Annotated in this window: 22 protein-coding genes; 17 read left to right on the top strand and 5 right to left on the bottom strand. The window is 56.8% G+C overall.

The window, feature by feature from the left end; translation table 11 throughout:
- The first annotated feature begins 89 nt into the window (after positions 1-89).
- The 7 genes from ACXKZD_RS16995 to lplT all read left to right on the top strand — a co-directional run bounded on the left by ACXKZD_RS16995 (position 90) and on the right by lplT (position 14,585).
- Complete coding sequence (locus ACXKZD_RS16995) at positions 90-1,829, top strand: penicillin-binding transpeptidase domain-containing protein (RefSeq protein WP_010251720.1); 1,740 nt, start codon at positions 90-92, stop codon at positions 1,827-1,829.
- 420 nt (positions 1,830-2,249) lie between these two features.
- On the top strand, positions 2,250-3,461 hold the full coding sequence (locus ACXKZD_RS16990; protein ID WP_033769515.1) for an MdtA/MuxA family multidrug efflux RND transporter periplasmic adaptor subunit: 1,212 nt from the start codon (positions 2,250-2,252) through the stop codon (positions 3,459-3,461).
- Complete coding sequence (locus ACXKZD_RS16985; protein ID WP_488981760.1) at positions 3,458-6,667, top strand: efflux RND transporter permease subunit; 3,210 nt, start codon at positions 3,458-3,460, stop codon at positions 6,665-6,667. Before ACXKZD_RS16990 ends, ACXKZD_RS16985 begins: the two co-directional genes overlap by 4 nt.
- Positions 6,664-9,765, top strand: a complete 3,102-nt coding sequence (locus ACXKZD_RS16980) for a multidrug efflux RND transporter permease subunit (RefSeq protein WP_488981759.1) — start codon at positions 6,664-6,666, stop codon at positions 9,763-9,765. The genes ACXKZD_RS16985 and ACXKZD_RS16980 overlap by 4 nt, the downstream gene beginning before the upstream one ends.
- Before the next feature lie 3 nt (positions 9,766-9,768).
- Complete coding sequence (locus ACXKZD_RS16975) at positions 9,769-11,157, top strand: efflux transporter outer membrane subunit (protein ID WP_488981758.1); 1,389 nt, start codon at positions 9,769-9,771, stop codon at positions 11,155-11,157.
- Positions 11,158-11,247: 90 nt separating this feature from the next.
- Entirely contained in the window at positions 11,248-13,398 is a 2,151-nt protein-coding gene (gene aas / locus ACXKZD_RS16970; protein WP_089414629.1) for a bifunctional acyl-ACP--phospholipid O-acyltransferase/long-chain-fatty-acid--ACP ligase, read from the top strand.
- Complete coding sequence (lplT, locus tag ACXKZD_RS16965) at positions 13,395-14,585, top strand: lysophospholipid transporter LplT (RefSeq protein WP_488981757.1); 1,191 nt, start codon at positions 13,395-13,397, stop codon at positions 14,583-14,585. Before aas ends, lplT begins: the two co-directional genes overlap by 4 nt.
- Before the next feature lie 76 nt (positions 14,586-14,661).
- Here lplT and ridA read toward each other — a convergent pair whose 3' ends face one another.
- From ridA to pyrB, 3 genes are all read right to left on the bottom strand, one after another.
- Positions 14,662-15,048: a 2-iminobutanoate/2-iminopropanoate deaminase gene (ridA, locus tag ACXKZD_RS16960; RefSeq protein WP_010251687.1), complete on the bottom strand. Its 387-nt coding sequence runs from the start codon at positions 15,046-15,048 to the stop codon at positions 14,662-14,664.
- A gap of 72 nt (positions 15,049-15,120) precedes the next feature.
- On the bottom strand, positions 15,121-15,585 hold the full coding sequence (pyrI, locus tag ACXKZD_RS16955; RefSeq protein WP_010251684.1) for an aspartate carbamoyltransferase regulatory subunit: 465 nt from the start codon (positions 15,583-15,585) through the stop codon (positions 15,121-15,123).
- A gap of 12 nt (positions 15,586-15,597) precedes the next feature.
- On the bottom strand, positions 15,598-16,533 hold the full coding sequence (gene pyrB / locus ACXKZD_RS16950; RefSeq protein WP_010251681.1) for an aspartate carbamoyltransferase: 936 nt from the start codon (positions 16,531-16,533) through the stop codon (positions 15,598-15,600).
- A gap of 463 nt (positions 16,534-16,996) precedes the next feature.
- Between pyrB and ACXKZD_RS16945 the strand changes: the two genes are divergently transcribed.
- Genes ACXKZD_RS16945 through ACXKZD_RS16935 form a run of 3 tightly spaced genes read left to right on the top strand, consistent with a single transcriptional unit; the run spans position 16,997 to position 19,531 of the window.
- Entirely contained in the window at positions 16,997-18,298 is a 1,302-nt protein-coding gene (locus tag ACXKZD_RS16945) for a hypothetical protein (RefSeq protein WP_488981756.1), read from the top strand.
- Positions 18,299-18,308: 10 nt separating this feature from the next.
- Positions 18,309-19,184, top strand: a complete 876-nt coding sequence (locus tag ACXKZD_RS16940; RefSeq protein ID WP_488981755.1) for an EF-hand domain-containing protein — start codon at positions 18,309-18,311, stop codon at positions 19,182-19,184.
- Positions 19,181-19,531 carry a DUF4087 domain-containing protein gene (locus ACXKZD_RS16935; protein ID WP_072014609.1) on the top strand — a complete coding sequence of 117 codons (351 nt, stop codon included), beginning with the start codon at positions 19,181-19,183 and terminating at the stop codon, positions 19,529-19,531. Before ACXKZD_RS16940 ends, ACXKZD_RS16935 begins: the two co-directional genes overlap by 4 nt.
- Positions 19,532-19,721: 190 nt before the next feature.
- On the opposite strand, the gene argF is transcribed toward ACXKZD_RS16935, so the two are convergent.
- Positions 19,722-20,729, bottom strand: coding sequence for an ornithine carbamoyltransferase (argF, locus tag ACXKZD_RS16930; protein ID WP_033780487.1), 1,008 nt, complete (start codon positions 20,727-20,729; stop codon positions 19,722-19,724).
- A 160-nt stretch (positions 20,730-20,889) separates the two neighbouring features.
- On the opposite strand from argF, the gene rraB reads away from it, so the two are divergent.
- The 4 genes from rraB (at position 20,890) to ACXKZD_RS16910 (ending at position 24,616) form a co-directional block, all read left to right on the top strand.
- A complete protein-coding gene (rraB, locus tag ACXKZD_RS16925) occupies positions 20,890-21,306 on the top strand; it encodes a ribonuclease E inhibitor RraB (protein WP_010251675.1) in 417 nt (138 codons plus the stop codon).
- Positions 21,307-21,360: 54 nt separating this feature from the next.
- The gene (miaE, locus tag ACXKZD_RS16920; protein ID WP_033769520.1) at positions 21,361-22,122 is read left to right on the top strand and encodes a tRNA isopentenyl-2-thiomethyl-A-37 hydroxylase MiaE; all 762 of its coding nucleotides are present in this window, start codon (positions 21,361-21,363) and stop codon (positions 22,120-22,122) included.
- Positions 22,123-22,491: 369 nt separating this feature from the next.
- Positions 22,492-23,820 (top strand): hypothetical protein, encoded by a 1,329-nt coding sequence (locus ACXKZD_RS16915; RefSeq protein ID WP_488981754.1) that lies wholly within the window; start codon positions 22,492-22,494, stop codon positions 23,818-23,820.
- 10 nt (positions 23,821-23,830) lie between these two features.
- On the top strand, positions 23,831-24,616 hold the full coding sequence (locus ACXKZD_RS16910) for a histidine phosphatase family protein (RefSeq protein ID WP_061901813.1): 786 nt from the start codon (positions 23,831-23,833) through the stop codon (positions 24,614-24,616).
- Here ACXKZD_RS16910 and ACXKZD_RS16905 read toward each other — a convergent pair.
- Positions 24,611-25,111 carry a GNAT family N-acetyltransferase gene (locus ACXKZD_RS16905; RefSeq protein WP_010671786.1) on the bottom strand — a complete coding sequence of 167 codons (501 nt, stop codon included), beginning with the start codon at positions 25,109-25,111 and terminating at the stop codon, positions 24,611-24,613. The two genes, ACXKZD_RS16910 and ACXKZD_RS16905, sit on opposite strands and share 6 nt — an antisense overlap.
- Before the next feature lie 305 nt (positions 25,112-25,416).
- Here ACXKZD_RS16905 and ACXKZD_RS16900 point away from each other — a divergent pair, with 305 nt between their 5' ends.
- Genes ACXKZD_RS16900 through ACXKZD_RS16890 form a run of 3 tightly spaced genes read left to right on the top strand, consistent with a single transcriptional unit; the run spans position 25,417 to position 26,827 of the window.
- Positions 25,417-25,896, top strand: a complete 480-nt coding sequence (locus ACXKZD_RS16900; RefSeq protein ID WP_010671785.1) for an Hcp family type VI secretion system effector — start codon at positions 25,417-25,419, stop codon at positions 25,894-25,896.
- A gap of 50 nt (positions 25,897-25,946) precedes the next feature.
- Positions 25,947-26,309, top strand: a complete 363-nt coding sequence (locus ACXKZD_RS16895) for a tlde1 domain-containing protein (protein WP_010671784.1) — start codon at positions 25,947-25,949, stop codon at positions 26,307-26,309.
- Positions 26,306-26,827, top strand: coding sequence for a hypothetical protein (locus ACXKZD_RS16890; RefSeq protein WP_062759385.1), 522 nt, complete (start codon positions 26,306-26,308; stop codon positions 26,825-26,827). The genes ACXKZD_RS16895 and ACXKZD_RS16890 overlap by 4 nt, the downstream gene beginning before the upstream one ends.
- Positions 26,828-26,851: the final 24 nt, after the last annotated feature.

The following is a 26,851-nucleotide window of genomic DNA, read 5'->3' as shown; positions in this document are numbered from 1 at the left end:
GATACACAGTTTTCCTGTTATACGGCCAGCGCTTTCTTTATAACTGCTGGCACCAGCCCCTTTCTCTTTATTTTGCGCAGCGGAATGCCATGCCCCGGATTAAAAAACTACTGGGAAAAGACCAGATAAAAGCGCCGTTTAACCCTTTTCGTTTCCGACTGATCTGCCTGGGTGTCACGACCTGTCTGGTGGTGCTGCTGGCGCGCGTCGCGGACCTGCAGTTCCTGAATCAGCCGATGCTGGAGCACGAAGCGGATCAGCGATCGCTGCGTACCGTGACGCTGCCGACCAGTCGCGGCACGCTGCTGGATCGTAACGGTGAAGCGCTGGCGCTCAGCGTCCCGTCGCGCGACGTGATTGCCGATCCGCAGCGCGTGCTGGAGAGCAACCCCGATTTTACCAGTGCCAAATGGGCCTATCTGGCGGCGGCGCTCAACACCCGTCCCGAAGAGCTGGCGGCGCAGATCACCGCCAACCCGAAACGTCGCTTCCTCTATCTGGGGCGTAAAGTCGAGCTGGGCATTGCCAAAGATATTAAAGAGCTGAAGCTGAAAGGCATCAGCGAAGTCTATGACGACAGCCGTTTCTATCCGATGAGCGAGGCCTCTGCGCCGCTGATCGGTATCGTCGGGGCGGATAACGTCGGCCTGAACGGATTGGAAAAGGGCTTTGATAAAGTATTGCAGGGCGAGCCGGGCAAAGAGGTCTATCGGCAGGATGCCGCGGGCAATATCATCGCGATGATCAACTATCAGCCGCCGACCCAGCCGCCGACGGTACAGCTCAGCATCGACAAATATGACCAGTACACGCTCTACAGCAAACTGCGCGACGGCGTACTGATTAATAAGGCGGACTCGGGTGCGGCCGTGCTGGTGAAAATCGACACCGGCGAGATTCTGGCGATGGCTTCCTATCCGTCGTTCAACCCCAACAACTATGAAGGGGCAACGCCCGCGCAGATGCGTAACTCTGCCATCAATGACAGCTACGAACCGGGATCGACCGTCAAGCCGTTAGTGGTGATGGAAGCGCTGGAGCGCCACCTGGTGCGCCCGGATTCGGTGATCGACACCACGCCTTACAGCGTTAACGGCCACCTGATCCGCGACGTCGGCCACTGGCCGCGCCTGACCATGACCGGCATTCTGCAAAAATCGAGCGACATTGGCGTGTCACACCTCGCGCTGGCGATGCCCGCCGAAGCGCTGGTCAACACCTATCATGCGTTCGGCCTTGGCAAACCAACCGGCTTAGGGCTGACCGGCGAAAGCGTCGGCTACTTTCCATTGCACCGCACCCGCTGGGCAGATATCGAGCGGGCCACCTTCTCCTTTGGCTATGGCCTGCGTGTGACGCCGCTGCAGATTGCCCGCGAATACGCCACGCTCGGCTCCTATGGCATTTACCGTCCGCTGTCGATCACCCGCGTTACGCCACCGGTCATGGGACGCCAGGTCGCCAACCCGGAAACGGTGAAAGAGGTGGTGCACATGCTGGAGAGTGACGTCCTGCCGGGCGGAACCGGGCTGAAAGCTGCGGTGCCGGGCTACCGTCTGGCAACCAAAACCGGTACGGCGGAAAAAATGGGCACCAGCGGCAAGTATGATGGCGGCTACGTCAACTACACCGCCGGTCTCGCTCCCGCCAGCCATCCTGAAGTGGCGCTGGTGGTGATGATCAACCATCCGACGGCGGGCGATCACTTCGGTGGCTCGGTTGCTGCGCCGGTGTTCGGCAATATCATGGGACCGGTACTGAAACACATGAATATTGCACCGGATGCCATCTACACCAAACCGGCGGCCACTCCTTCAGATAAATCTTAGACAAATCAGAGTGTAAGCGAGGCGTGAAGGATATTCACACCTCGTTGCACTTCCCCGAATTCGGTTGCGTTTTCCTGCTGTCTCCGCGCGGTCAATCAGTGCGAGGATAGCAGTCCCAGAGGTATTGATGGGTGTGAAAACAACACCGCTTCGGCAGTGAGACCCTGTTATTACACCGACCCACGCAGATGCGTGGGTTTTTTTTGCCTGCTCGCCTGAGCCTGCCGTTACCGCTGTAAAAACCCCCGCTAAATCAACATCGTTCTTAACGAAACCCTGACAGTTTGCCAATAGAAAGGCGCGTCGCCTTTCACTGATAATGGCCGCCGTGAAGCCTGGCGCTTTTTTGCTCGCCGCCGCTCACTGCCGCATTCCGCACGTTCCGGGATTTCTTTTTTTGCTTATCTGAAGAGTTCGACGATGACTCACCTTTCTCGCCCCACGCGTTCCTTTGGGCTTAAATGGCTGCTCCTGTTGCTGGTGGCGGCGATTGTCGCTGGGGTTATCTGGCGTCTGCTGGCGGCAGGTCACGGGCCGGGCGAGGGGATGCCGTCGGGCAGACCGGGTGCGCATGGCATGATGGGCGGAGGGGCAACGCTGGTTCACAGCGGTGTCGCCAGCACGGCGGATGTGCCGGTGTGGCTGAATGCACTCGGCACGGTCATCCCCAACGCCAGCGTCACGGTGACCAGCCGCGTTGACGGCCAGCTGGAGCAGGTTTTCTTTACCGAGGGGCAGAAAGTCAGCGCCGGGCAGCTGCTGGCGCAGATCGATCCGCGCAGCTTTCAGGCCACGCTTAACCAGTATCAGGGCGAACTCAGCGAAAACCAGGCGCTGCTGAAAAGTGCGGAGCTGACGCTGGCGCGCTACCGCAAACTGGCGGCGCAGGATGCACTGGCGCGTCAGGATCTGGACAGCCAGATTGCCACCGTCGGGCAGTATCGCGGTGCCGTCGCCGCCGATCAGGCGCAGATCGCCAGTGCCAGACTCAGCATTGAATATGCCCGGATCACCGCCCCGATCAGCGGGCGCGTCGGCCTGCGTCAGGTCGATCCCGGCAACATGGTTCAGAGTGCCAGCAGCACCGGTCTGGTGACCATCACCCAGATGCAGCCTGCCGCCGTGACCTTTAGCGTGCCACAAAGCGAAATCCCGACGCTGGTCAGCGTGCTGCATCAGGGGCAGAGCCTGCCCGCCACGCTGTATGATCAGGACAACCAGCATCAGCTCGGCAGCGGCGAAGTGAAGTTCATCAGCAACCAGATCGACACCGCCACCGGCACCGTGGCGCTGAAAGCGGTGTTCGCCAACCAGGATGAGTCGCTGTTTGCCAATCAGTTTGTGAATCTGCGGCTGCAGACCCGGGTGCTGAAAGGCGCGACGGTGATCCCGGCCCAGGCGCTGCAGCTGAGCAGCGACGGCAGTTTTGTCTTTGTGATTAATCAGGATCACAGCGTCACGCGCAAAGCGGTCACCACCGGTCCCGCTTTCGGAGACGATCAGCAGGCGATCCTCAGCGGCGTTTCGCCGGGCGATCGGCTGGTGACGGAAGGGATCGATCGTCTGACCAGCGGCAGCAAAGTGTCGCTGGCTGATGAGACGCCCGCCGCTGCGGGTGCTGTGTCGAAATGAACCCGTCGCGCCTGTTTATTCTGCGTCCGGTCGCCACCATTCTGCTGATGGTCGGCGTGCTGATCGCCGGCATTTTTGCCTGGAAATTCCTCTCTACCTCGGCGCTGCCGCAGGTCGACTATCCGATCATTCAGGTCACCACGCTCTATCCGGGTGCCAGCCCGGATGTGATGGCATCGTCGGTCACCTCACCGCTGGAGCGCCAGTTAGGGCAGATGGCGGGACTGAGCCAGATGAGTTCCACCAGCGCCAGCGGCTCCTCGATCATTACCCTGAAGTTCAGCCTCGATCTGTCGCTGGATGTCGCCGAACAGGAGGTGCAGGCGGCGATCAATGCGGCGAATAACCTGCTGCCCGACGACCTGCCCAATCCGCCGACCTACAAAAAGGTCAATCCGGCGGACAGCGCGGTGGTGACGCTGGCGGCGAGCTCCAGCACGTTGCCGCTGACCGCGGTGCAGGATCTGGTCAACACCCGGGTGGCACTGAAGCTGTCGCAGATCTCCGGCGTCGGGATGGTGACGCTGGCGGGCGGCCACCAGCCGGCGATTCGGGTGCAGATGAATCCTCAGGCGCTGGCGGCGCATCATCTGACGCTGGAGGCGGTAAATACGCTGATTGGTAACAGCAACGTCAATGGCTCCAAAGGTGGCTTTGACGGGAAATATCATTCGGTGACCATCGACGCCAACGACCAGCTGCGCACCGCAACCGAGTACGGGAACCTGATCCTCAGCTATGAGAATGGCGCGGCGCTGCGCCTGAAAGATATCGCCCACATTGAACAGGGTCCGGAAAACAGCTTCCAGTCGGCGTGGGCCAACAACCAGCCCGCGATTGTGATCAGCGTGCAGCGCCAGCCGGGCGCGAACGTCATCCAGGTGGTGGACAACATCAAGGCGCAGCTCCCCGCGCTGCAGGCGGCGCTGCCGGACGGGGTGAAGATGACCATTCTTTCCGATCGCACCCAGACCATTCGCGCCTCGATCAGCGACGTCCAGTTTGAACTGATGCTGTCGATTGCGCTGGTGGTGATGGTGACCTTCCTGTTTCTGCGCAACGTGGCTGCCACGCTGATCCCGAGCGTAGCGGTGCCGCTGTCGCTGGTCGGCACCTTTGGGGTGATGTATCTGGCGGGCTTCAGCCTGAATAATCTGTCGCTGATGGCGCTGACCATCGCCACCGGTTTTGTCATTGATGACGCTATTGTGGTGGTCGAGAACATCTCCCGGCGGCTGGAGCAGGGCGAGTCACCGATGGAGGCGGCGCTGAAAGGCTCACAGCAGATTGGCTTCACCATCATCTCGCTGACCTTTTCGCTGATTGCGGTGCTGATCCCGCTGCTGTTTATGGGCGATGTGGTCGGGCGACTGTTCCGGGAGTTCGCGATTACGCTGGCGGTGGCGATTCTGGTGTCAATGCTGGTGTCGCTGACCCTGACACCGATGCTGTGTGCCTGGCTGCTGCGCCACATTCCGCCCGAACAGCAGTCAACATTTGCCCGCAAGGGCGGCGAGCTGTTTGATGCCCTGGTGCGCGGCTATGACCGGGTGCTGACCGTGGTACTGAACCATCAGAAACTGACGCTGCTGGTGGCGCTGGCCACCTTCGGGCTGACGGCGCTGCTCTACATGATGGTGCCGAAAGGCTTCTTCCCGACCCAGGATACCGGGCTGATTCAGGGCATTACCGTCGCCTCACAGGACGTCTCGTTTAACGCCATGGCAACGCGGCAGCAGGCGTTGTCGGCGCGGATCCTGAAAAACCCGGCGGTGGAGAGCGTCTCATCGACGATCGGCATCGACGGCACCAACACCAGCCTTAACAGCGGACGATTGCAGATCAACCTTAAGCCGTTTGGCTTCCGCGATCTCAGCGCCAGCGAGGTGATCAGCCAGCTGAAACAGGCGACTGCCGATGTGGCGGGCATCCGGCTCTATCTGCAACCGGCGCAGGATCTCACCGTCAACGATCAGGTCTCGCCGAGTCAGTATCAGTTCACCCTCGATGATGCCGACAGCGAAAACCTGGTCAGCGCGTCGCCGAAACTGGTGGCGGCGTTGCAGCAGCGGCCCGAGTTTAATGGCGTGGTGAGTAACCTGCAGGATCAGGGGCGCGTCTCTTACGTTGAGCTGAACCGCGATAAAGCGGCGCGCTTCGGCATTACTGCATCGGACGTGGACACCGCGCTCTATAATGCCTTTGGTCAGCGGCTGGTCTCGACCATCTTCACCCAGTCGAATCAGTATCGGGTGGTGCTGGAAGTGGCTCCGGCATACCAGCAGGGTCCGGCGTCGTTTGATGATGTCTGGCTGCAATCGTCCGGCAGCAGCAGTTCGGCGTCGTCATCCACCAGCACGACTTCATCAACGTCAACATCTTCGTCGACGTCCACTTCAGCCTCTGACACCAGCGCCAGCACGACCAGCAGCGGCATGGTCAAACTCACTGCTATCGCCACTATCCACCAGCGCACCGGTTCGCTGATGCACATGCGGCTGAATCAGTTCCCGGCGGTGATGATCTCCTTCAACCTTAATCCGGGCTATTCGCTGGAGGATGGACAGCGGGCGATCGCGGAAGTACGGCAGCAGCTGCAGCTGCCGGAGAGCACCACGCTGCGTTATCAGGGGGAAACCTCGGCGTTTCAGAGCGCCACCGGCAACACGCTGTGGCTGATTCTGGCGGCGCTGATCACCATGTATGTGGTGCTCGGCATCCTCTACGAGAGCTTTATCCATCCGGTGACCATCCTCTCTACGCTGCCGTCGGCGGCGGTGGGCGCGCTGCTGACGCTGCTACTGGCGGGCACCGAATTCAGCCTGATTGCGCTGATTGGGGTGATACTGCTGATCGGCATCGTGAAAAAGAACGCCATCATGATGATCGACTTCGCGCTGGAGGCGGAACACCATCAGCAGCTCAGCGCGCGCGACGCGATTCATCAGGCCTGCCTGCTGCGCTTCCGCCCGATTCTGATGACGACGATGGCGGCGCTGCTGGGTGCGCTGCCACTGATGCTGGCCTCCGGCTCCGGGGCAGAGCTGCGTCAGCCGCTGGGGCTGGTGATTGTCGGCGGGCTGATTGTCAGTCAGGTGCTGACACTCTTCTCCACGCCGGTCATCTACCTCCTGTTTGATGGGCTGGCGCAGCGCGGTAACGCCTGGGTGAAACGCCGTCAGCAGCGGGCGCGGAGCGGGCAATGAATCTGACCCGGCTGTTTATCTTTCGTCCGGTGGCGACGCTGCTGCTGACGCTGGCGATCCTGCTGCTGGGCGCGCTGGGCTACCGGCTGCTGCCGGTGGCACCGCTGCCGCAGGTCGATTTTCCTACCATCATGGTCAGCGCCAGTCTGGCAGGCGCCAGCCCGGAAACCATGGCGGCGACGGTCGCTACGCCGCTGGAACGTTCGCTGGGGCAGATTGCCGGTATTAGTGAGATGACCTCCAGCAGCTCGCAGGGCTCCAGCAGCATCATCCTGCAGTTTGAACTGGACCGCGATATTAATGGCGCGGCACGCGACGTGCAGGCGGCAATCAACGCGGCGCGCAGCCTGCTGCCCAGCGCAATGGCCTCGCTGCCAACCTATCGCAAAGCCAACCCGTCAGACGCGCCAATAGTGATGCTGGCGCTGACCTCTGCCACCCGCACGCCAGGCGAGCTCTACGATCTGGCGGAGAGCAAAATCGAACAGGAGATGGGGCAGGTACAGGGCGTCGGCGAAGTGTCGCTGATGGGCAGCGCCTTACCGGCGGTGCGGATTGATCTGCAGCCGCTGAAGCTGACCCATTACGGCATCTCGCTGGAGACGGTGCGTGCCGCCGTCGCCAACAGCACCACTAATCTGCCTAAAGGGATCTTACAGGGCAGTGACCAGTCGTGGCTGGTGGACAGCAACGGCCAGCTGGAGAAGGCGGCCAGCTACCGCGATCTGATCATCACTTATCAGCAGGGCAACGCGGTGCGGCTGCGTGACGTCGCCACGGTCTATGACTCGGTAGAAGATCGCTATCAGGCGGGGTTTCTGAATGCCACACCGGCGGTGATGATCGGTATCAAACGTCAGGCGGGTGCCAACATGCTGGAAACCATCGACGCGATAAAAGCGCAGTTGCCGCAGCTGGAAAAGAGTCTGCCTGCTGACAGCCAGCTGAACGTGGTGGTTGACCGTTCGCCTGGCGTGCGCGCCTCGCTGTATGACACCGAAGAGACGCTGCTGATCGCGGTGCTGCTGGTGATTGCGGTGGTGTTTATTTTTCTGCGCAATCTGCAGGCGGTGATCATTCCGGCGCTGGCACTGCCGGTGTCGCTGATCGGCACCTGCGCGGTGATGTATCTGCTGGGATACAGCCTGGATAACCTGTCGCTGATGGCGTTGATTATCGCCACCGGCTTCGTGGTGGATGATGCGATTGTGGTGCTGGAGAACATCACCCGTCACATTGAGCGCGGGCTGAGCCCGCTGCGGGCAGCGCTGCGCGGGGCGCAGGAGGTGAGCTTCACCGTGCTGTCGATGACCGTGTCGCTGATCGCGGTGTTCATCCCAATCCTGCTGATGGGCAGTATTGTCGGGCGGCTGTTCCGCGAATTCGCCGTGACGCTCACCGTGTCGCTGCTGATCTCGCTGTTTGTCTCGCTGAGTCTGACGCCGATGCTCTGCGCCCGCCTGCTGAAACCAAAGCCGCCCGTCAGCCAGCGGCCGCATCCGCTTTATCAGTTGATTGAAAACCAGCTGAATCGTCTGCTGGCCGCCTACGGGCGCGGGCTGGCCTGGGTGATGCGCCATCAGAAACTGACGCTGCTCAGCCTGCTGCTGACCGTACTACTGAATGTTTTTCTCTTCGTCGTGGTGCAGAAGGGCTTCTTCCCCAATCAGGATACCGGGCTGCTGATGGGTGCGCTGCGCGCCGATCAGAACATCTCGTTCCAGGCGATGAAGCCGAAAATGCTGATGTTCACGCAGATCATTCAGGAAGATCCGGCGGTAGAGAGCGTGATGTCGTCGATGGGCAGCGGGATGTTTGGCTCCCGTAACAGCGCCAACTTCTTTGTGCGGCTTAAAGATTTTGATCAGCGCGATGCGACCGCCACCGAGGTGGCCAACCGGCTGACGCGCAAAACCAGTCACATCGCCGGGGCGCAGATGTTCCTGATGGCGGCGCAGGACCTGCACATTGGCGGACGCAGCGCCAACGCCACGTATCAGTACAGTCTGCAGGCGGACGATCTCGATCTGCTGCGCACCTGGACGCCGAAAGTGCAGGCGGCGCTGGCGGCGATCCCCGAGCTTAACAGCGTGGACTCCGATTCGCAGACCGGCGGCCAGGAGGTAGAGCTGAACATCGATCGTGATCGCGCCACCCGGCTGGGCGTCAACGTGAACATGCTGGATACGCTGCTGAACAATGCGTTCAGCCAGCGGCAGATCGCCACGCTCTATCACACCCTGAATCAGTATCACGTGGTGATGTCACTGCAGGATAGCGACACTGCCAATCCCGAGACGCTGCAGCAGCTTTATGTGATTAACGACAGCGGTGACCGCGTGCCGCTCTCCGCTTTTGTCCGCTTCAGCGGCGGCAACGCGCCGCTGTCGGTGGCGCATCAGGGCCAGTCCGCGACCAGCACCCTGGCGTTTAATCTCAACGAGGGGGTGTCACTGGAACAGGCGCAGGAACTGATAAAACAGGCGATGGCGAAGCTGGGCCTGCCGTCGACCCTTCATGCCGGTTTTGCCGGCACCGCCGCCGCCTTTTCTCAGCTGACCGCGACCATGCCGTGGCTGATTCTGGCGGCGCTGGCGGCGGTCTATCTTGTGCTCGGCGTGCTCTATGAGAGCTACATCCATCCGCTGACCATTCTTTCGACCCTGCCGTCAGCGGGCGTCGGCGCGCTGTTACTGCTGCTGCTGACCGGCACGCAGCTCACGGTGATCGCGCTGATTGGCATCATCCTTCTGATCGGCATCGTGAAAAAGAACGCCATCATGATGATCGATTTCGCCATCGACGCGGAGCGGCGGCAGGGCATGTCGCCACAGCAGGCGATCACCCAGGCGTGCCTGATGCGCTTCCGGCCCATCATGATGACCACGCTGGCCGCCTTTTTCGGCGCGTTGCCGCTGGCGCTGGGCAGCGGCGGTGATGCCGATCTGCGCAGCCCGCTGGGCATCGCTATTGCGGGCGGACTGGCGCTCAGCCAGCTGCTCACGCTGTTTACCACGCCGGTTGTTTATCTTTGGCTCGATCGTCTGGGCCGTGCCACTCAACGTCAATGGCGTCGTCTGCGCCCTACGGAATCCTGATCCATGAAACCGCTTATCCCCTTTGTTGTGATGCTGCTGCTGGGCGGCTGTAGCGTCGGTCCCGACTATCAGCGCCCCGCGATGGTGATGCCGGTCCACTATAAAGAGGCCAGAGGCTGGCAGCAGGCGACGCCGCTTGATGCGCAAAGCAAAGGCGAATGGTGGGCGGTTTATCACGACGCCACCCTGAGCGGCCTGCTGAACCAGGTGAGCATCTCGAACCAGAACGTGGCGAATTATGCCGCGCAGTACCGGCAGGCACAGGCGCTGGCGAGTGAGTCACGCGCGGCGCTGTTTCCCTCGCTGGGCTATTACGGCAGCGCGACGCGCAGCGGCAGCCACGCGACTGACAGCAGCGTTCGCACCACCAGCAGCAGCCATCAGGCGGAGCTGAGTGCCAGCTGGGAGCTGGACCTGTGGGGCAAACTGCGACGCACGCTGGAGGAGAACCGCGCCAGCGCCTCGGCCAGCGCGGCGGAACTGGCCAATATCACCCTGAGCGCCCAGTCTGAGCTGGCGCAGGACTATTTCCAGCTGCGCATCATGGATCAGAAAATCGCGCTCTATCAGCAGAGCGTTGATGCTTATCAGCGCTATCTGAAAGTGATTACCAGCCAGTATCAGGCGGGCACCGCGTCGCGTGCCACCCTGGCTCAGGCGCAGCTGCAGCTGGAGAGCGCCAGCGCCTCGGCGCAGGATTATCAGTGGCAGCGCGCGCAGATGGAGCACGCCATTGCGCTGCTGATCGGCAAAGCACCCGCTGAATTCAGCCTGACCGCCGCGCCGCTGACGGCCACGCTGCCCGCGATTCCGGCAGCCCTGCCGGGCGAGCTGTTGCAGCGCCGTCCCGACATTGCTTACGCCGAACGTAACATGGCCGCGGCCAATGCTGCGGTGGGCGTGGCGGTGGCCGGTTACTATCCCGACCTGACCCTGAGCGCCAGCGGTGGCGTCAGTTCTTCCGTGCTGCATTCGCTCTTCTCGCTGCCGAATCGCGTCTGGTCGCTGGGGCCGGAGCTGAGCGGCACGCTGCTGGATTTTGGTGCGACCGCAGCACAGGTCGATCAGGCACGAGCGGGCTGGGATGCCAGCGTTGCGACCTATCGTCAGACAGTGCTGACCGCAATACAGGAGGTGGAAGATAAGCTGGTGGAGCTGAACACGCTGCAGGGTGAGATCGCCGCGCAGCAGCGCGCCACCGACGCGGCGCAGACCTCTGCGCGGGTAACCCGTTTGCAGTATGAGGCGGGCATGATTACGTATCTGGATGTGGCGACCACCGAAAACAGCCGCCTGAGCGCGCAGCAGAGTTTGCTGACGCTGCAGAGCACGCAGTGGGTCAGCAGTGTGGCGCTGATTGCGGCACTGGGCGGTGGCTGGCAGGCACCCTGAAGGCGGCGTCAGGTTACCGATAATTCTGTTGTCGAACCGCCTCAAATCCTGCATCGTGAGGGGCTATTTTCACGATGCTAAGGAGCCGGCATGGTTTTCACACTATTGCGCCTGATATTTCGCCTGTTATGGCGGGTCGAACTGCGTGGCGACGTCGCCGAACTGCATAAGCAGAAGGTATTGATCACGCCGAACCATATGTCGTTTCTCGACGGCATATTGCTGGCGCTATTTTTGCCGATTAAGCCGGTCTATGCGGTCTATTCGACCATCAGCGAAAGCTGGTTTATGCGGCTGGTTAAACCCTTTATCGACTATGTGCCGCTCGATCCCACCAAACCCATGGCGCTCAAACAGCTGGTCAGGCTGATCGACAGTGGCCGTCCGGTGGTGATCTTCCCGGAAGGACGCATTACCGTCACCGGCTCGCTGATGAAGATCTACAGCGGGGCGGGTTTTGTCGCGGCGCGTTCGGGCGCGAATGTGGTGCCGATGCGCATTGAAGGCGCAGAGTACACGCCGTTTGGTCGTCTGGCGGGCGTGTTTAAACGTCGCCTGTTCCCCCGCATCACCCTGACGATTCTGCCCGCCACCCGCATTCCGATGCCGGAGGCGAAACGGGCGCGCGATCGGCGCGTGCTGGCCGGTGAGCATCTGCATCATGTGATGATGGAAGCGCGCATGGCGGTGCGTCCGCGTGAAACCCTGTTTGAGGCGTTTCTGGCGGCGCGTACGCGTTATGGCGCGTTTAAGCGCTGCATCGAAGATGTCAATTTCAAACCTGACAGCTACAACGGACTGCTGAAGAAGGCGCTGGGCGTGGGCCGTATTCTGGAACGCTACAGCCAGCCGCGCGAAGTGGTAGGGCTGCTGCTGCCCAATACCACCGTCACGGCGGCGGCGATTTTCGGAGCATCCCTGCGCGGACGCGTTCCGGCGATGCTCAACTATACGGCCGGCGTGAACGGCATGCGGGCGGCACTGACCGCCGCGCAGATCAAAACGGTCTTCACGTCTCGCCAGTTCCTGGACAAAGGCAACCTGTGGCATCTGCCGCAGGGGCTCGATGATGTGCAGTGGATCTATCTGGAAGATCTGAAAGATACCGTGACCAGTAAGGACAAACTGTGGATCGTCGCCCATCTGCTGATGCCGCATCGCGCGCAGCTGCCCCAGCAGCCGGAAGACGCCGCGATGGTGCTGTTTACCTCCGGCTCGGAAGGCAACCCCAAAGGGGTGGTGCATTCGCATAAAAGCCTGCTGGCGAACGTTGAACAGATCCGCACCATCGCCGACTTCACCCCGCGCGACCGCTTTATGTCGGCGCTGCCGCTGTTCCATGCGTTTGGTCTGACCGTCGGGCTGTTTACGCCGCTGATGACCGGCGCCCAGGTGTTCCTCTATCCCAGCCCGCTGCACTATCGCATCGTGCCGGAGCTGGTCTATGACCGCAACTGCACCGTGCTGTTTGGCACCTCGACCTTCCTCGGCAACTACGCGCGCTTTGCCGCGCCCTATGATTTTGCCCGCCTGCGCTATGTGGTGGCGGGGGCGGAGAAGCTGCAGGAGAACACCCGTCAGCTCTACATGGAGAAGTATGGCATTCGCATTCTTGAAGGCTACGGCGTAACCGAATGCGCGCCAGTGGTCGCGATTAACGTGCCGATGGCGGCGAAGGCGCACACCGTCGGACGCATTCTGCCGGGCATGGATTCGCGGCTGATGTCGGTGCCGGGCATTGAGCAGGGCGGACGGCTGCAACTGCGCGGACCGAACGTGATGAAGGGCTATCTGCGCGTCGAGAATCCAGGCGTGCTGGAAGTGCCGGTCGCCGACGATGGCGAAGGCAATCAGGAATCGGGCTGGTATGACACGGGTGATATCGTCAGCTTTGATGACGGCGGTTTCTGCCAGATTCAGGGGCGTGCCAAACGCTTTGCGAAGATTGCCGGTGAGATGGTGTCGCTGGAGATCGTCGAGCAGATCGCTCTGAAGGCGTCGCCGGATAAACAACATGCCGCCTCGCTGCGCCCGGATGGTCAGCGTGGTGAGGCGCTGGTGCTGTTCACCACCGACGCTGAACTGGCGCGCGACAGCCTGCAGAAAGCGGCCCGCGAGCTGGGTGCGCCAGAACTGGCGCTGCCGCGTGATATCCGGGTGATGAAGCAGTTGCCGCAGCTGGGCAGCGGTAAACCCGATTACGTCACGCTGAAAAAAATGGCGGAAGAGGAGCAGGCATGAGCCTTGATCGTAATGCGCCGCTGATGTCACGCGGCATGATCGCCGTGATTATCGCCCAGTTCTTTTCGGCCTTCGGCGATAACGCGCTGCTGTTTGCCACGCTGGCCGTGCTGAAAAGCCAGTTCTATCCCGACTGGAGTCAGCCGGTGCTGCAGATGCTCTTTGTCGCGGCCTACATTCTGCTGGCACCGTTTGTCGGTCAGGTCGCGGACAGCATGGCAAAAGGGCGAGTGATGATGCTCGCCAACAGCCTGAAGCTGCTGGGCGCGCTGGTGATCTGCTTCGGCTTCAACCCCTTCCTCGGATATACCCTGGTGGGCGCGGGCGCAGCGGCCTACTCCCCGGCTAAATATGGCATCCTCGGTGAGATCACCCACGGTGAGAAGCTGGTGAAAGCCAACGGGCTGATGGAGGGATCGACCATCGCCGCCATTCTGCTCGGCTCAGTGGCGGGCGGGATGCTGGCTGACTGGCATCTGCTGGCGGCGCTGGGGATCTGTGCGCTGACCTACGGCATTGCCGTGGTGGCCAACCTGTTTATCCCGAAACTGCAGGCGGCGCGTCCTGGTCAGAGCTGGCAGCTGGGTATGATGGTAGGCAGTTTTTTCAGTGCTGCCGCGCTGCTATGGCGTGATGCGGAGACGCGCTTCTCGCTGCTCGGCACCAGCCTGTTCTGGGGCGCAGGCGTGACGCTGCGTTTTCTGCTGGTGCTGTGGGTGCCGGTGGCGCTGGGCATCAGTGACAACACCACACCAACGACCCTGAATGCTATGGTGGCGATCGGGATTGTGATTGGGGCGGCGGCGGCGGCGAAGCTGGTGACGCTTGAAACGGTGCGTCGCTGTATGCCAGCCGGTGTGCTGATTGGTGTGATGGTCGTCGTCTTCGCGCTGCAGCATTCTCTGCTGAATGCCTATCTGGTGCTGATGCTGATTGGCGCGCTGGGCGGTTTCTTTGTGGTGCCGCTGAATGCGCTGTTGCAGGCGCGGGGCAAAGAGAGCGTCGGTTCAGGTAATGCGATTGCGGTGCAGAATCTGGGTGAGAACAGCGCCATGCTGATCATGCTGGGGCTCTATACGCTGGCGATCAAGGCGGGTGCCCCTGCGGTGGCGACGGGCGTCGGTTTTGGCGTGCTGTTTGCGCTGGCGATAGCGCTGCTGTGGCTGTGGCGACCGGCTAAGCGTTAAGCGATTCACCGCCTCTCTCCGGGATAGCCGGAGAGAGGCGGGCGCCCTCGTTAACAATAGATGTTAACAACGGAGATTAGCGACGGAGGGCAATCGCTTCGATTTCGATCTTCACATCTTTTGGCAGACGCGCCACTTCGACACAGGAACGCGCCGGGAAGTGCGCTTCATGCTCGGTGAAAAACGCCTCATAAGCCGCATTGACCGTGGCGAAGTCATTTAAATCTTTTACGAACACCGTGGTCTTCACGATGTCGCCGACCTTCAGACCTGCTGCTTCAACAATCGCCTTCACATTTTCCAGTGACTGACGCGCCTGTGCGGCAACGTCATCCGCCACCTGGCCGGTCGCCGGATCCACCGGGATCTGGCCAGAGGTGATGATCATGCTGCCCAGATCGACACCCTGAACATAGGGGCCGATAGCGGCAGGGGCTTTTTCAGTACTGATTTCACGAGACATCATTGCTCCTTTGATTACGTCGTCAGGCGGCGATGCCGCCGGTGTTGCCCATTATAAGGTCGGGCAGGGCGATTACCAGTGACCCAGCACCACATGGCGGGCGAACTCTTTTTCGCAATATTTGCACTTCAGATGCACATCGTCGGCGCGCTGCTTCACGGCAAAGCTGGAGAAGACCGGCTCGCTGCGGCTGATGCAGTTGCTGTTCGGGCAGGTCAGCACCCGTTCAACGTGGTCCGGCAGCGTCGGGGCGATCTTCGCCACTACTTCATAGTCGTCGATGCGGTTGACCGTAGCATGGGGCGCATAGACCGCCAGCTGATTGACCTGATCGTCGGTGAGAAAGGTGTTCTCAATCTTGATCAGATCTTTGCGGCCCATCTCGCCTGAGGGCAGATTCAGGCCAATGGTAATGCGCTGATCGGTTTCGGTCAGCCGGAACAGAGAGAGCAATTTAAAGCCGATCTGCGCCGGAATATGGTCGATGACCGTGCCGCGTTTGATCGCTTCGACCTGCAGTTTGTTGTCCTGCGTCATGGGGGTATCTCCTTACAGGGCGAGTTCGCTGTTTAAAACCAGTGCCAGCAGAGCCTGGCGCGCATAGATGCCGTTACCCGCCTGCTGGAAATACCAGGCATACGGGGTTTTATCGACATCGGTGGTGATTTCGTCGATGCGCGGCAGCGGGTGCAGTACCTTCATATTGTCGCGCGCCGTAGCGAGATCGGCAGCGCGCAGAATGAATTGCGCTTTGACGTTGGCATATTCTGACGGATCGAGCCGTTCTTTCTGCACGCGCGTCATGTAGAGGATATCGAGCTGCGGCATCACCTCTTCAAAGCTGTCGTGACGTGACCAGCTGATATTCTTCTCATCCAGCATATCGGTGATATAGGCCGGCATCGCCAGCGCATCGGGCGCGATAAAGAAGAAGCGGTTGCCGTCAAACTTCGCCAGCGCCTGGGTCAGGGAGTGGACGGTGCGGCCATACTTCAGGTCGCCGACCATCGCCACATTCAGCTGATTAAGACGGCTCTGCGTCTCCTGAATGGTGAAGAGATCAAGCAGCGTCTGGGTCGGATGCTGGTTCGCGCCGTCACCGGCGTTGAGAATCGGGATGCCACCGGAGAATTCGGTCGCCAGCCGCGCCGCGCCTTCCTGCGGGTGACGCATCACAATGGCATCGACGTAGGTGCTAATCACTGAAATGGTGTCGGCCAGGGTTTCGCCTTTTTTGCCCAGCGACGTATTACTGCCGTCAGCAAAGCCCACCGCTGACGCGCCGAGGCGATGAATGGCGGTTTCAAACGACAGGCGGGTACGGGTCGACGCCTCAAAAAAGCAGCTGGCGATAACCTTGTGCTTCAGCAGTTCCGGCTGCGGATGGGCTTTAAGCTTCGCGGCGGTGTGTAGCGCCAGTTCCAGCTCTTCACGACTGAGGTCGTTGATTGAAATAATGTGCTTGCGATATAGCGGGTTAGCCATAGCTGTCTCCTCTGCGCGGCCGGATTGCGGACAAAAAAAAGCCCCTGCTTAAGGGGCTTTTTTAAGATCGGGTCGATGACCGAAAGAAACAGTAGCACCGCCTGCGGTCAGGCGTGATTGAGCGTCAAATTGTCCGCTGTGCTGTAGCATATTTCCTCCGGCAAATTGGGCCGCATTATACCCGTTCGCGGTGGGTCAGCAAGAGGAAAAGGAGCATAACGAAACCGTTGACGGCTGTGCATCTTCAGTGGTTATTCAGGGGTGTGGCAAACTAGTGCCTGAAGTTAGTAGCGAAATGACAAAGTGAAGTTATTAGCGTTGGCGAACTAAAGGGGAGCTTAAAAAATCGTCGATATTCCGTTGTAGGCAAACATTTCAGTGAACAAATAACTGAGGGTATTTGGGTTAAGTTCTGAGCAGTGTATGATGCGCATATATCCACACTAAGTTCAGGGAGAACGGGATGAAGATGGTACTGCCGGTTGACGGCTATCATTCGGCAGCGGAGTTCATGGCTGCCATGCAGGGAAGCCGGGGAGACACACACTGGCTGATGAAGCAGGCAGAGCACTGGCACGGTGGCATCCACCTGTATGATGGCTTTGCCGGAAACGCCGTCTTTAAACCCGGCAGCTCCGGCCTGAAATCCATGACGGACGGTCACGCGGTTGCCTGGCGGCTGAACGATGATTATCAGACCGCAGCGTTTGGAAAAAGAACGCTGAAATTCAGCTCCTCCTTTCTTCTTATCAAATCCACCTGCATCCCGGACAGCGACAGGCCCGATAACGCGCTGGATTTCTACACCCTGTGGATGCAGGTTGCCCCGCTGTCTGAGTACGGCGTGACCGGCGTGCGGACCGCAACCGTCACCGCCGGCACGCTGAAAATCCGCGAGCACAATACGTTTCCGGGCTGGATGCGCGGCGGGCTGACAGAAGGCGTCAGCGTTCCGTCCGATGCGCGGCGTTACTACGAGGTGCCGCAGGATACACACACCACGCTGCCGCGCGGTACCGTGGTGGAAGTTAAGCAGGAGGCCACTTTTCTGCTTAAAGGCAGGCCGGCTCCGTTTATCTTCGTGTCCGTGGTGTCGGTACCTGAAGGGGCAAAGAGCGGGTTATCTGCCGGAGAGTCCGGCTGGATTTCGGGGCTGGCCAGGTTCGTGAAGCGGCATGAGGATGCCCTGCCGGCCTGGATGCAGGCCGCCCGTGAGCACGGCGTATTTAATCAGGTGGTGACGGTTTCCGGGGAGGATGCTCCGGTGGTAAAGGCGGGAGAAGTCATCGGGCACCTTGGCCTGTATGAACAGCCCTTCGATGCCCCGGAGCACTTCTGCCATCTTGAGGTGTTCAGCCAGGACGCGCGCATGAAAAGTTTCCTGGCAAATGCGGCCGGTACGACAAACGGAACGGCGGAGCTGCACACGCTGGCGGGCAGGACGCGCTGGATGTACCGGGAAAGGGAAAAGAGGTTCATTGTGGCCGGCGTGGATGGTGACCCTTCACCCAGTATCGCGGAGCGCTACACGCCGGAAGGTGAGTGCCGCAGGATGGAAGCAGATGGAAAGTGCTGGTACTGCATCCCCGGTGAGAGCGCATGGATGGCGGCTGAAGACGTGGAGAAGGTGAATCAGTTTGAGCTTGGAAAGCGGGGCTTTATGCCGCTGGAGCAGGAGGACACACCGCAGAGCATTTTCCAGACCCCGAAAGAGAGCTGGCTGCGGAAGAGTGTTCGGGCGGCTGGAGGCGCTGGCCAGGAGTGAAACGAGGGACATGTACTCAGCCAGCTATACCGAAAGATATCAGAAGCTGGTGAAGCAGATGGATACGAACCGGGACGGGGTGATTGACGCCGGTGAACTGTGGCGGTTTCTGCACAACAGTCAGCCACACATCCGGTATCAGGTGGAGCGTCTGGTTGTGAAGCACCACAGCGAGTGGCTGAAGGACGGGATGTCGGCCCTGTGGCAGGCCGCTCTGGATGAGCAGGCGAAGAAATATCCGGATTTGGCGTTGTATAACCGCGACTTCATCAATGCACTGGTGTGGATGAAACAGGTGCCTGAAATCCGCAGTAGTGAAGCGCTGTGGCATATGCATCCGATTGTGTTTCTTGATGCGATAAAGGTTAATGAATATGATTTTTCCACAAGAGAAGGCACTATTCACGCAATTATCGAAGAAAGTAGAAAACAAGGATTAAACCTCCATTCACAGATCGCATATATTTTAGCTACGGTTAAAAGAGAGACTGGAGATACATTTCAGCCCGTAAGGGAGGGAGACTGGATAGGACATACTTCAACTGATGAGTATCGAAGAAAACACTATCGCTATTATCCCTACTACGGGCGAGGGTATGTTCAAATTACATGGGATTACAATTATAAAGCCTATTCAGAAAAACTGGGTGTTGATTTATTTTCTCAGCCAGACAAAGCACTTGAACCTAATAACGCTTTGTTCATTCTAATAGATGGTTTCAAAAATGGTGTTTTTACAGGTAAGAAATTGTCTAATTATGTTAATCATATTGAATCTGATTTTTTTAATGCTAGAAAATGCATAAATGGTCTGGATCACGCGGAGCAAATAAAAGAATTTGCTAACGAATTTCTTACTAAGCTTGATTCAGGGGAGCTGAAGTGAAAATTACATTGTTTTTTTTAATATTATTATCAATTAGCTTAAGTTCAGTTGGTAGTGAGCTAAGATGTGGCTGGCTACAAAACCCCAGTCCAGGAAATAAATGGATAATTGATAAAGATGGAATTTGGGATATATCTTCTCAGGGAGGTTTTTTTTCTGATGGGATTGATAATTTAAAAGATTTTACAGATAAGGAATATGTTAAAACGAATGGAGGTTATGGTTATGGGTGTGCTTGTATTAAGGTTGATGTAGACCATATTAAAAAAAGAATAACAAAAATTTATAGTGAGAGGGTGTTACCTCTTGCTCGTTGCCAAAATGATCCGAATCTTCATCGACCCTGACATGCATTCTACTCAACAATAAACCATGAATCCGGTGAAAATGATCTTTTTGAGATCTTTGAGAACCAGGCGCATTTTTCCCTATAACAGAAAAAGCCACCTTGAGAGGTGGCTTGAGCGAAATTAAAGCTGATGTGGAGCTGGCTTCTTAATCAGAAACTGGGGTGATTTATCTCCCACCACGTTCACCTCAGCGCTGGCCCAGCGTGGCCACCATTACCGCTTTAATCGTGTGCATCCGGTTCTCAGCCTGGTCGAACACAATGCTGTGTGGTGACTCAAACACCTCGTTGCTCACTTCCATGCCGTTGGGCAGATCGTACTGTTCCGCCATCTGCTGGCCCAGCGTGGTCTGATCGTCGTGGAAGGCGGGCAGACAGTGCAGAAATTTAACCTGCGGGTTGCCGGTCAGATCGAGCATCGCCCGGTTCACCTGATAGTCACGCAGCAGCGCGATACGCTCGGCCCACACCGCTTTGGCTTCGCCCATCGACACCCAGACATCGGTGTAGATAAAGTCAGCGCCTTTCACGCCGTCGGCAATATGTTCGGTGAGGGTAATTTTCCCGCCGGTCTGCTGCGCGGCTGCGCGGCACTGCGCCACCAGTTGCTCCTCTGGCCAGCAGCTCTTTGGTGCCACCAGACGCAGATCCAGCCCCACCTGTGCGGCGGCTTCCAGCATGGTGTTGCCCATGTTGTTACGCGCATCACCTACATAAACCAGCGTCATCTCGCTGAGTTTTTTGCCCGGCAGATGCTCCTGCATGGTCAGCAGGTCGGCCAGCAGCTGGGTCGGATGAAACTCGGTGGTCAGGCCGTTCCACACCGGCACACCGGCATGTTCCGCCAGCGTTTCCACCAGTTCCTGACCGTAACCGCGATACTGAATGCCATCATACATCCGGCCCAGCACCCGCGCGGTGTCGCGCATCGACTCTTTATGGCCGATCTGGCTGCCACTCGGCCCAAGATAGGTGACGTTCGCACCCTGATCGTAAGCGGCAACTTCGAAAGAGCATCGGGTACGGGTCGAGTCTTTTTCGAAGATGAGCGCGATGTTTTTACCTTTCAGATGCTGCACTTCCTGGGCACTTTTTTTCGCCCGTTTCAATTCAGCGGAAAGGGTAAGCAGGTGATCAATCTCGGCGGGCGTAAAATCCAGAAGCCTGAGGAAATGGCGCTGATACAGCTGACTCATACAACACTCCGGTAATCATTAAAGTGAATTAAAATTCAATCTAACCGTATGAATATGCATTTTCAAGTGCAGGGCTAATAAACTTTTCGTTTTGTGTAGTGGCGCGACGGGCAGTATGGGAAAATAATTGATTATTGCCGAACTCAGAGAGGATATCGTCATGGCATATGAAGCATTACTGGAAGAGCAGCAGGAAGAGACGCGGCAGATTATCGAAGAGCTGCTGGAGGATGGCAGCGATCCTGATGCGCTCTATACCATCGAGCACCATCTCTCATGCAATAATTTTGATTCGCTGGAAAAAGCGGCCGTTGATGCGTTCAAGCTGGGTTATGAAGTGACCGAGCCGGAAGAGCTGGAGCTGGAAGATGGCACCACCGTGATGTGCGTCGACATCATCAGCGAATCCGCCCTGAAGCCTGAACTGATCGATGTGCAGGTTGAGCAGCTGGTGAACCTGATTGGTAAGTACAACGTCGATTACGACGGCTGGGGCACCTATTTCGAAGATCCCGATGCCGAAGATGAAGATGACGACGCCATCGAAGATGAAGATGATGATGGTATTCGCCACTAAGTAGCCGGGGCGGAGAGTTCTCCGCCTGTCACCCCTGCCACCTGTTTTAACATCATGAACTACGCACCCTTACTTGAACCGATCTATCAGTTTCTGCACTGCCGCACGCCACAGGCCTGGATTGATGAGGCGCGCAAGCCGGAAAATCTGACCCTGCTGTTAACCGACCATCTGGTGTGCGAACTGAAAGCCGCGCAGACCGCGGTGTGGTTGATCCGCAAATATGTTGCCGACAAACCCAGCGGCGACGCCATTCTGGCGTGGCTGAAACCCTATGAAGATTTTATCTTCCGCGAAGATGGCGACAGCGACTTTATCAACGCCCATAAGAACCTGACAAAACGTATCATCGTGCGCAATGCGCTGCCGTGGGCGGATGAGCTGGTGGAGAAGATGGTGCTGCTGATTAAAGAGGAGCTGCATCACTTCTATCAGGTGTGGGAAATTATGCAGTCTCGCGGGCTGGTCTATCAGAAGATCACTTCCAGCCGCTATGCCAAATCGCTGCTGCGCGAAGTCACCACCCATGAACCGGAAACACTGGTGGATAAGCTGATATGCGGCGCTTACATCGAGGCGCGCTCCTGCGAACGTTTCGCCAGTCTGGCACCTTATCTTGATGACGAACTGGCGAAGTTCTATCTGTCGCTGCTGCGCTCAGAGGCGCGACATTATCAGGACTATTTAACCCTGGCGGCGCAGATTGCCACCAGAGACATCACGCCGCGGGTGCAGGCGATTGGGGCAACAGAAGGGCGGTTAATTAGCGAACCCGACAACGAATTACGCTTTCACAGCGGCGTACCGGCGTTCTGAAAAGAGTAAACGGCGCTCTAATGATGGCCGTTTATTTTTTATATTGAACCGGGTTGATTTTATTAATAATAAAAAGATAAGTATTAACTGTTAATCTAATATGAACGCGTTACCTCCGAAAATATAATTTGAGTGACCCCTCACAAAATATTTTATCTCTTCTGTTTTTTCTTTGCGGAATAACTATAGTGCTCTTGCCGGATTAGGATTGTTATTTTTCAAGCAAAACCTGATTCATAACGCCTCTTTGCCAGAGAGGGTTGTGAATCAGGTTTTTTTTTGCACCGGCTATAGCCGGGGAAAAGAATCAGCGACTTTTTTTTGGCGTCCAGTTTTGCTAATAAGCATTTAATGGAAGGAGTCATTAACATGAGGGGAAAGCGCGGTATTCCGTTATTTATTTTACTGTTTTTGCAGCCATCTGGCGCATGGGCTGACTTTTCCGACGCATTATCGTTCTCTGACAATGCTTTCCTGCGTGATTCGCAACTCGATCTCAGACTGCGTAATCACTGGAAGTATCTCAAGGAAAATGAAGCGCAGCCTGCCACCGTTCATAATGCCTGGGGACAGGCGTCAAGCCTGAATTTTCGTTCCGGCTATCAGTGGGACTGGCTGGGTTTCGATGCAACCTATACCCGAGCGATCAGGCTGGGAGCCAGCGACTACTTTGCCACGCGCGGCCTGCTTTACGACAGCGGCGGTCATCAGCAAAAAGCTGACGCGCACGGCTTCAGCAAGTTTGGTGAACGCTATCTGAAAGTGAAGCTGGGGGACGCGGATGCGGGATTTAAAGGAAAAGCGGGCTGGCAGGAATTAAAAAACATCGGCGTGCTGACCACCACGGAACGCTTGTCACGCAACAGTTACTCAGGCTATAGCGGCGCGCTGAACGTGCAGAAGGTACGGCTGGATTTGGCTTACGTGACCAAAACGCTTCGCCACGACTCGCCGGAGAGTCTTGCCCTGCAAACCCAGGACCGACGAAAAATTAATGCGATCTATACCGGTGCACTGAGCTATACCGGTGATCGCGGACGTCTCGCCTACGCATTTGGCGAAGCGGAAGCCTACCAGCGGCGTCATGTTATCGAAGCGAATTACTCGCTCTCGCCGAACTGGCGCTTGTCCTCTCAAATTTATGGCAGTCAGGGGCTGGAAAATTATAAAAGCATGGCGGCCAGCAAAAGATCGTTCGATAACCACGCGTGGCACTATGTCGGTGAAGCAGACTGGATTAACGACAGATGGACACAGAAATTCGCTGCCGCCTGGACTTCGGCGCCCAAACATAATGCGGTGGGATATTATGTGCGCCCGCTGACAAAAAATACCCGTGGACGTTTCAACGCCCTGACCTCTGCCGGAAAAGATTATACCCGTGATAAAGAACTGGCGCTGGTGTCGCAGACGGAATTTGAAATTTCAAAAGGCATTTTTAGCGGGTTTCAGATTAACTATGGACAGTTTAATTACCGTAATACGCGTATACGTTCGGGGGAAGTTGCGCTCATAAATCGCTTCATCGAACCCCATCCGGTCCTGAAGGATTTATCGGTCTTTACGCTATTCGGTTATGGCTGGTCATATAAGAATAATAAAGAAACGCCGGTTTTTAATGCGCAAGGGAAATATATGCGTTCTCCCAGCCTTTCTGCCGAGATCGCGGTTGAGTATAAATTAAACCTGTTCAGATAAGGAAAATACGATGAAAAGAATTTTTAAAGCGTTGCTGATTCTTATTGTGGTTGGGGCTGTCGCAGGCGAAGCCCTTGCCGCCGATGTCACTCTCTACGTTACGCGGCACGGTAAAACGATGTTCAACACGGTGCATCGCGCGCAGGGATGGGCAGATACTCCGCTAACGCCAGCGGGGGTAGAGGTGGCGCAAAAGCTGGGACGCGGTCTGCAGACGATCCCGTTTATCGCCGTCTGGTCCAGCGATGCTGGCAGAGCGAGAGAAACCGCGCAGCTTGTGATGCAGGCATGGAAAACACCGCTGCCGCTGAACGAACGCCGGGAATTGCGGGAAGTGGGCTTTGGCCTGTATGAGGGCGATCTGAATAATAATATGTTGAACGATGCTGCTCATCAGTTGGGATTTGCATCCGATACGGCGCTAATGGAGGCTTATGGCAAAGGCAAGGTTCATGTCGACAGGATCATAGACGCTATCCGGCAGGCGGAAGCGTCAGGCACGCCGGCACTGAGAGGCATTAAATCAGCAGGCATGGCCGAAAGCTATCAGCAGGTTGCGAAGCGAATGGTCGATAGCCTGACTGAGATAGCGCAGCAGGCCCGGCAGCAGGGCGGCGGTAACGTTCTGGTGGTCACGCATGGCCTGGCGATTACAGCGCTACTGCAGGCGCTTGGCGATACGTCGTTAAACCAGACGCTGGACAATGCGAGCGTAACCCGGCTGCGCTATACCGACAGCGGAGAGTTCGTGATTGAATCCATCAACGATATGAGTTACGTAGAGCGCGGCTTATAACTTCCGCAACATACGCACTTCGCAGTCGACATGGCCGGTGCAGCCCATCGCGCTGTCGATATGCTCAAAGCCGAGTGACTCATAAAGTTTAATGGCCCGCGTCAGGCTGGCGGTGGTTTCCAGATAGCAGCGACGGAAACCGTGGCTGCGTGCATGTTCTATCGCCCGCAGCGCCAGTTCGCGAGCCAGACCCTGACCGCGCACCTCTGGCAGAAAGTACATCTTTTGCAGTTCGCAGATATCGGGCGCGCTGCAGGCGAGCGGCGCAACACCGCCGCCGCCGACCACCTTGCCCTGATACTCAACAATCCAGTAGGCGCTCTGTTCGGCACTGTAGAGCTCAAACAGCTGGTCGAGCTGCGGATCGGAAACGGTGTAGCCCTTGTCAGCCGTCAGGCCGAACTCCGCGGAAACGTCGCGGATCACCTGGGCGATATGCGGATTATCGGCGGCAGTAATCGGCCGCACCTGGAGGTGCTGAGAGTCAGAAATCATGTGGGAGTTGAGCTATGTAAATCGGTTAGACGTTTACCAGAAGTAACATTATCGTCATGTAAAAGCAATATTCCTGACAATGCAGGGAGGCTTTAAAAACGTCATGTTTTTTAATGTCACTTGAAAATCTGTTTTATCATTTACACCTTACTATGTTCAGTAATAAGGGATTGTTTCTATCTTCTGGTCTTAATAGTGCTGATTACTTCACAATCAATTTGTTTGTCTTAATTGATGTGAATCAAAAATGCTGACTGCTACTCCTGTAAGTTAATACCTTTAACGCTAATTAAAGGATTAATTTCATGGCAATTCCAGCTTACCTATGGCTGAAAGATGATGGTGGCGCAGATATCAAAGGATCAGTTGACGTCCAACATCGAGAAGGAAGTATTGAAGTACTTAGTTTCATGCATGGTTTGAGCATACCGGTCGATCCTCACACCGGTAAACTCACAGGGACGCGTGTTCATAGTGCATTAGAATTCGAAAAAGAATTCGACTCATCCAGCCCTTATCTCTATAAAGCAGTCTCCTCCGGGCAAACACTCAGGTCAGCTGAAATAAAATGGTACCGTATTAATCACGCTGGCCAGGAAGAGGAGTACTTCAATATGTTCATTGAAGGAGTGAAAGTGGTGTCGGTTAATCCACTCATGCATAACATCAAATCCATTGAAAATATGAACCATCTTGAGTCAGTAACGCTGCGCTACGAAAAAATCACCTGGAAGTACTGTGATGGCAATATTCAGCACTCCGATTCATGGAAGGAACGCACATAATTCAACTATCAATGGCGCAGCAATTCTGTGAGTCATTTTAAGGAGCGTGTATGACATGGGTCTATGACGTCAGAAAGCGATCTTTTACACGAGATGGTGTCTATAAATTCGATGCGTTATATGCCGGGGCTGAAGGATATAAAGACGATCCTGCATTAGCATGTGAGGTGAACAAAGGTCCTTTGCCAGCAGGAAAGTATAAGATTGCCAGTCCTATGGCAAAGCATCCTACAGCCGGACGATTTGTTCTCCGTCTGATACCTTATGCGGGTAACAATATGTGTGGTCGCGCCGGATTTCTTATTCATGGAGATAACGGCTTTGGTACCGCTTCGAATGGCTGTATTGTCGCGTCTTTCAATGTAAGAAAAAGTATTGCGGATAGCGGCGACAGGGAGTTAATAGTAAAATGAAATGGCTCATTATTTTGCTATTAGCATTGTTTTCCGTCTCCTGTTCATCAGGAAGGTTCAATTCTGCAGAACATGTTTTGTCAGATAAAGTGATTACGGCATCCCGCAATAACGACAGCAGTTCACTTTCAGATGCTGATTATGACAAGATAACAGAATATCTTTCTCAGGGCCGGACACGCTGGATTGAACTTTACCCCATTCTTAATCGATCGCCATTCTTAGGCGCAACCTCTTTTCAGGAAGGTCTGGACATCGCGATGGCCTATGCCTTACCTGAAAATCCTGGCGCGGTAATGAAATACGTTAATCAAGGCAATGTTAATAAGCTATGCGGCATGCCATTTATTGAGCCGACTCCGGATGAAACAGATGCGTACTTTTTAAAAGCCCGCACGGCGCTTACTCAGTTAACGTCAGAAAGTGACCGGGAAAAAAGATGCCTGTCTGTATTAGAAAAGAGTCATGATCATCTTGCTGCTGAAACAAGGACGGGAAGGGTGTCATCGAAAAAATGATATAAAAAACCCCGCGCCAGAGCG

The organism is Pantoea sp. ABR1s (assembly GCF_057812235.1).
The sequence above is the reverse complement of the archived record's forward strand: the minus strand, read 5'-3'. Positions and strand labels throughout refer to the sequence as shown.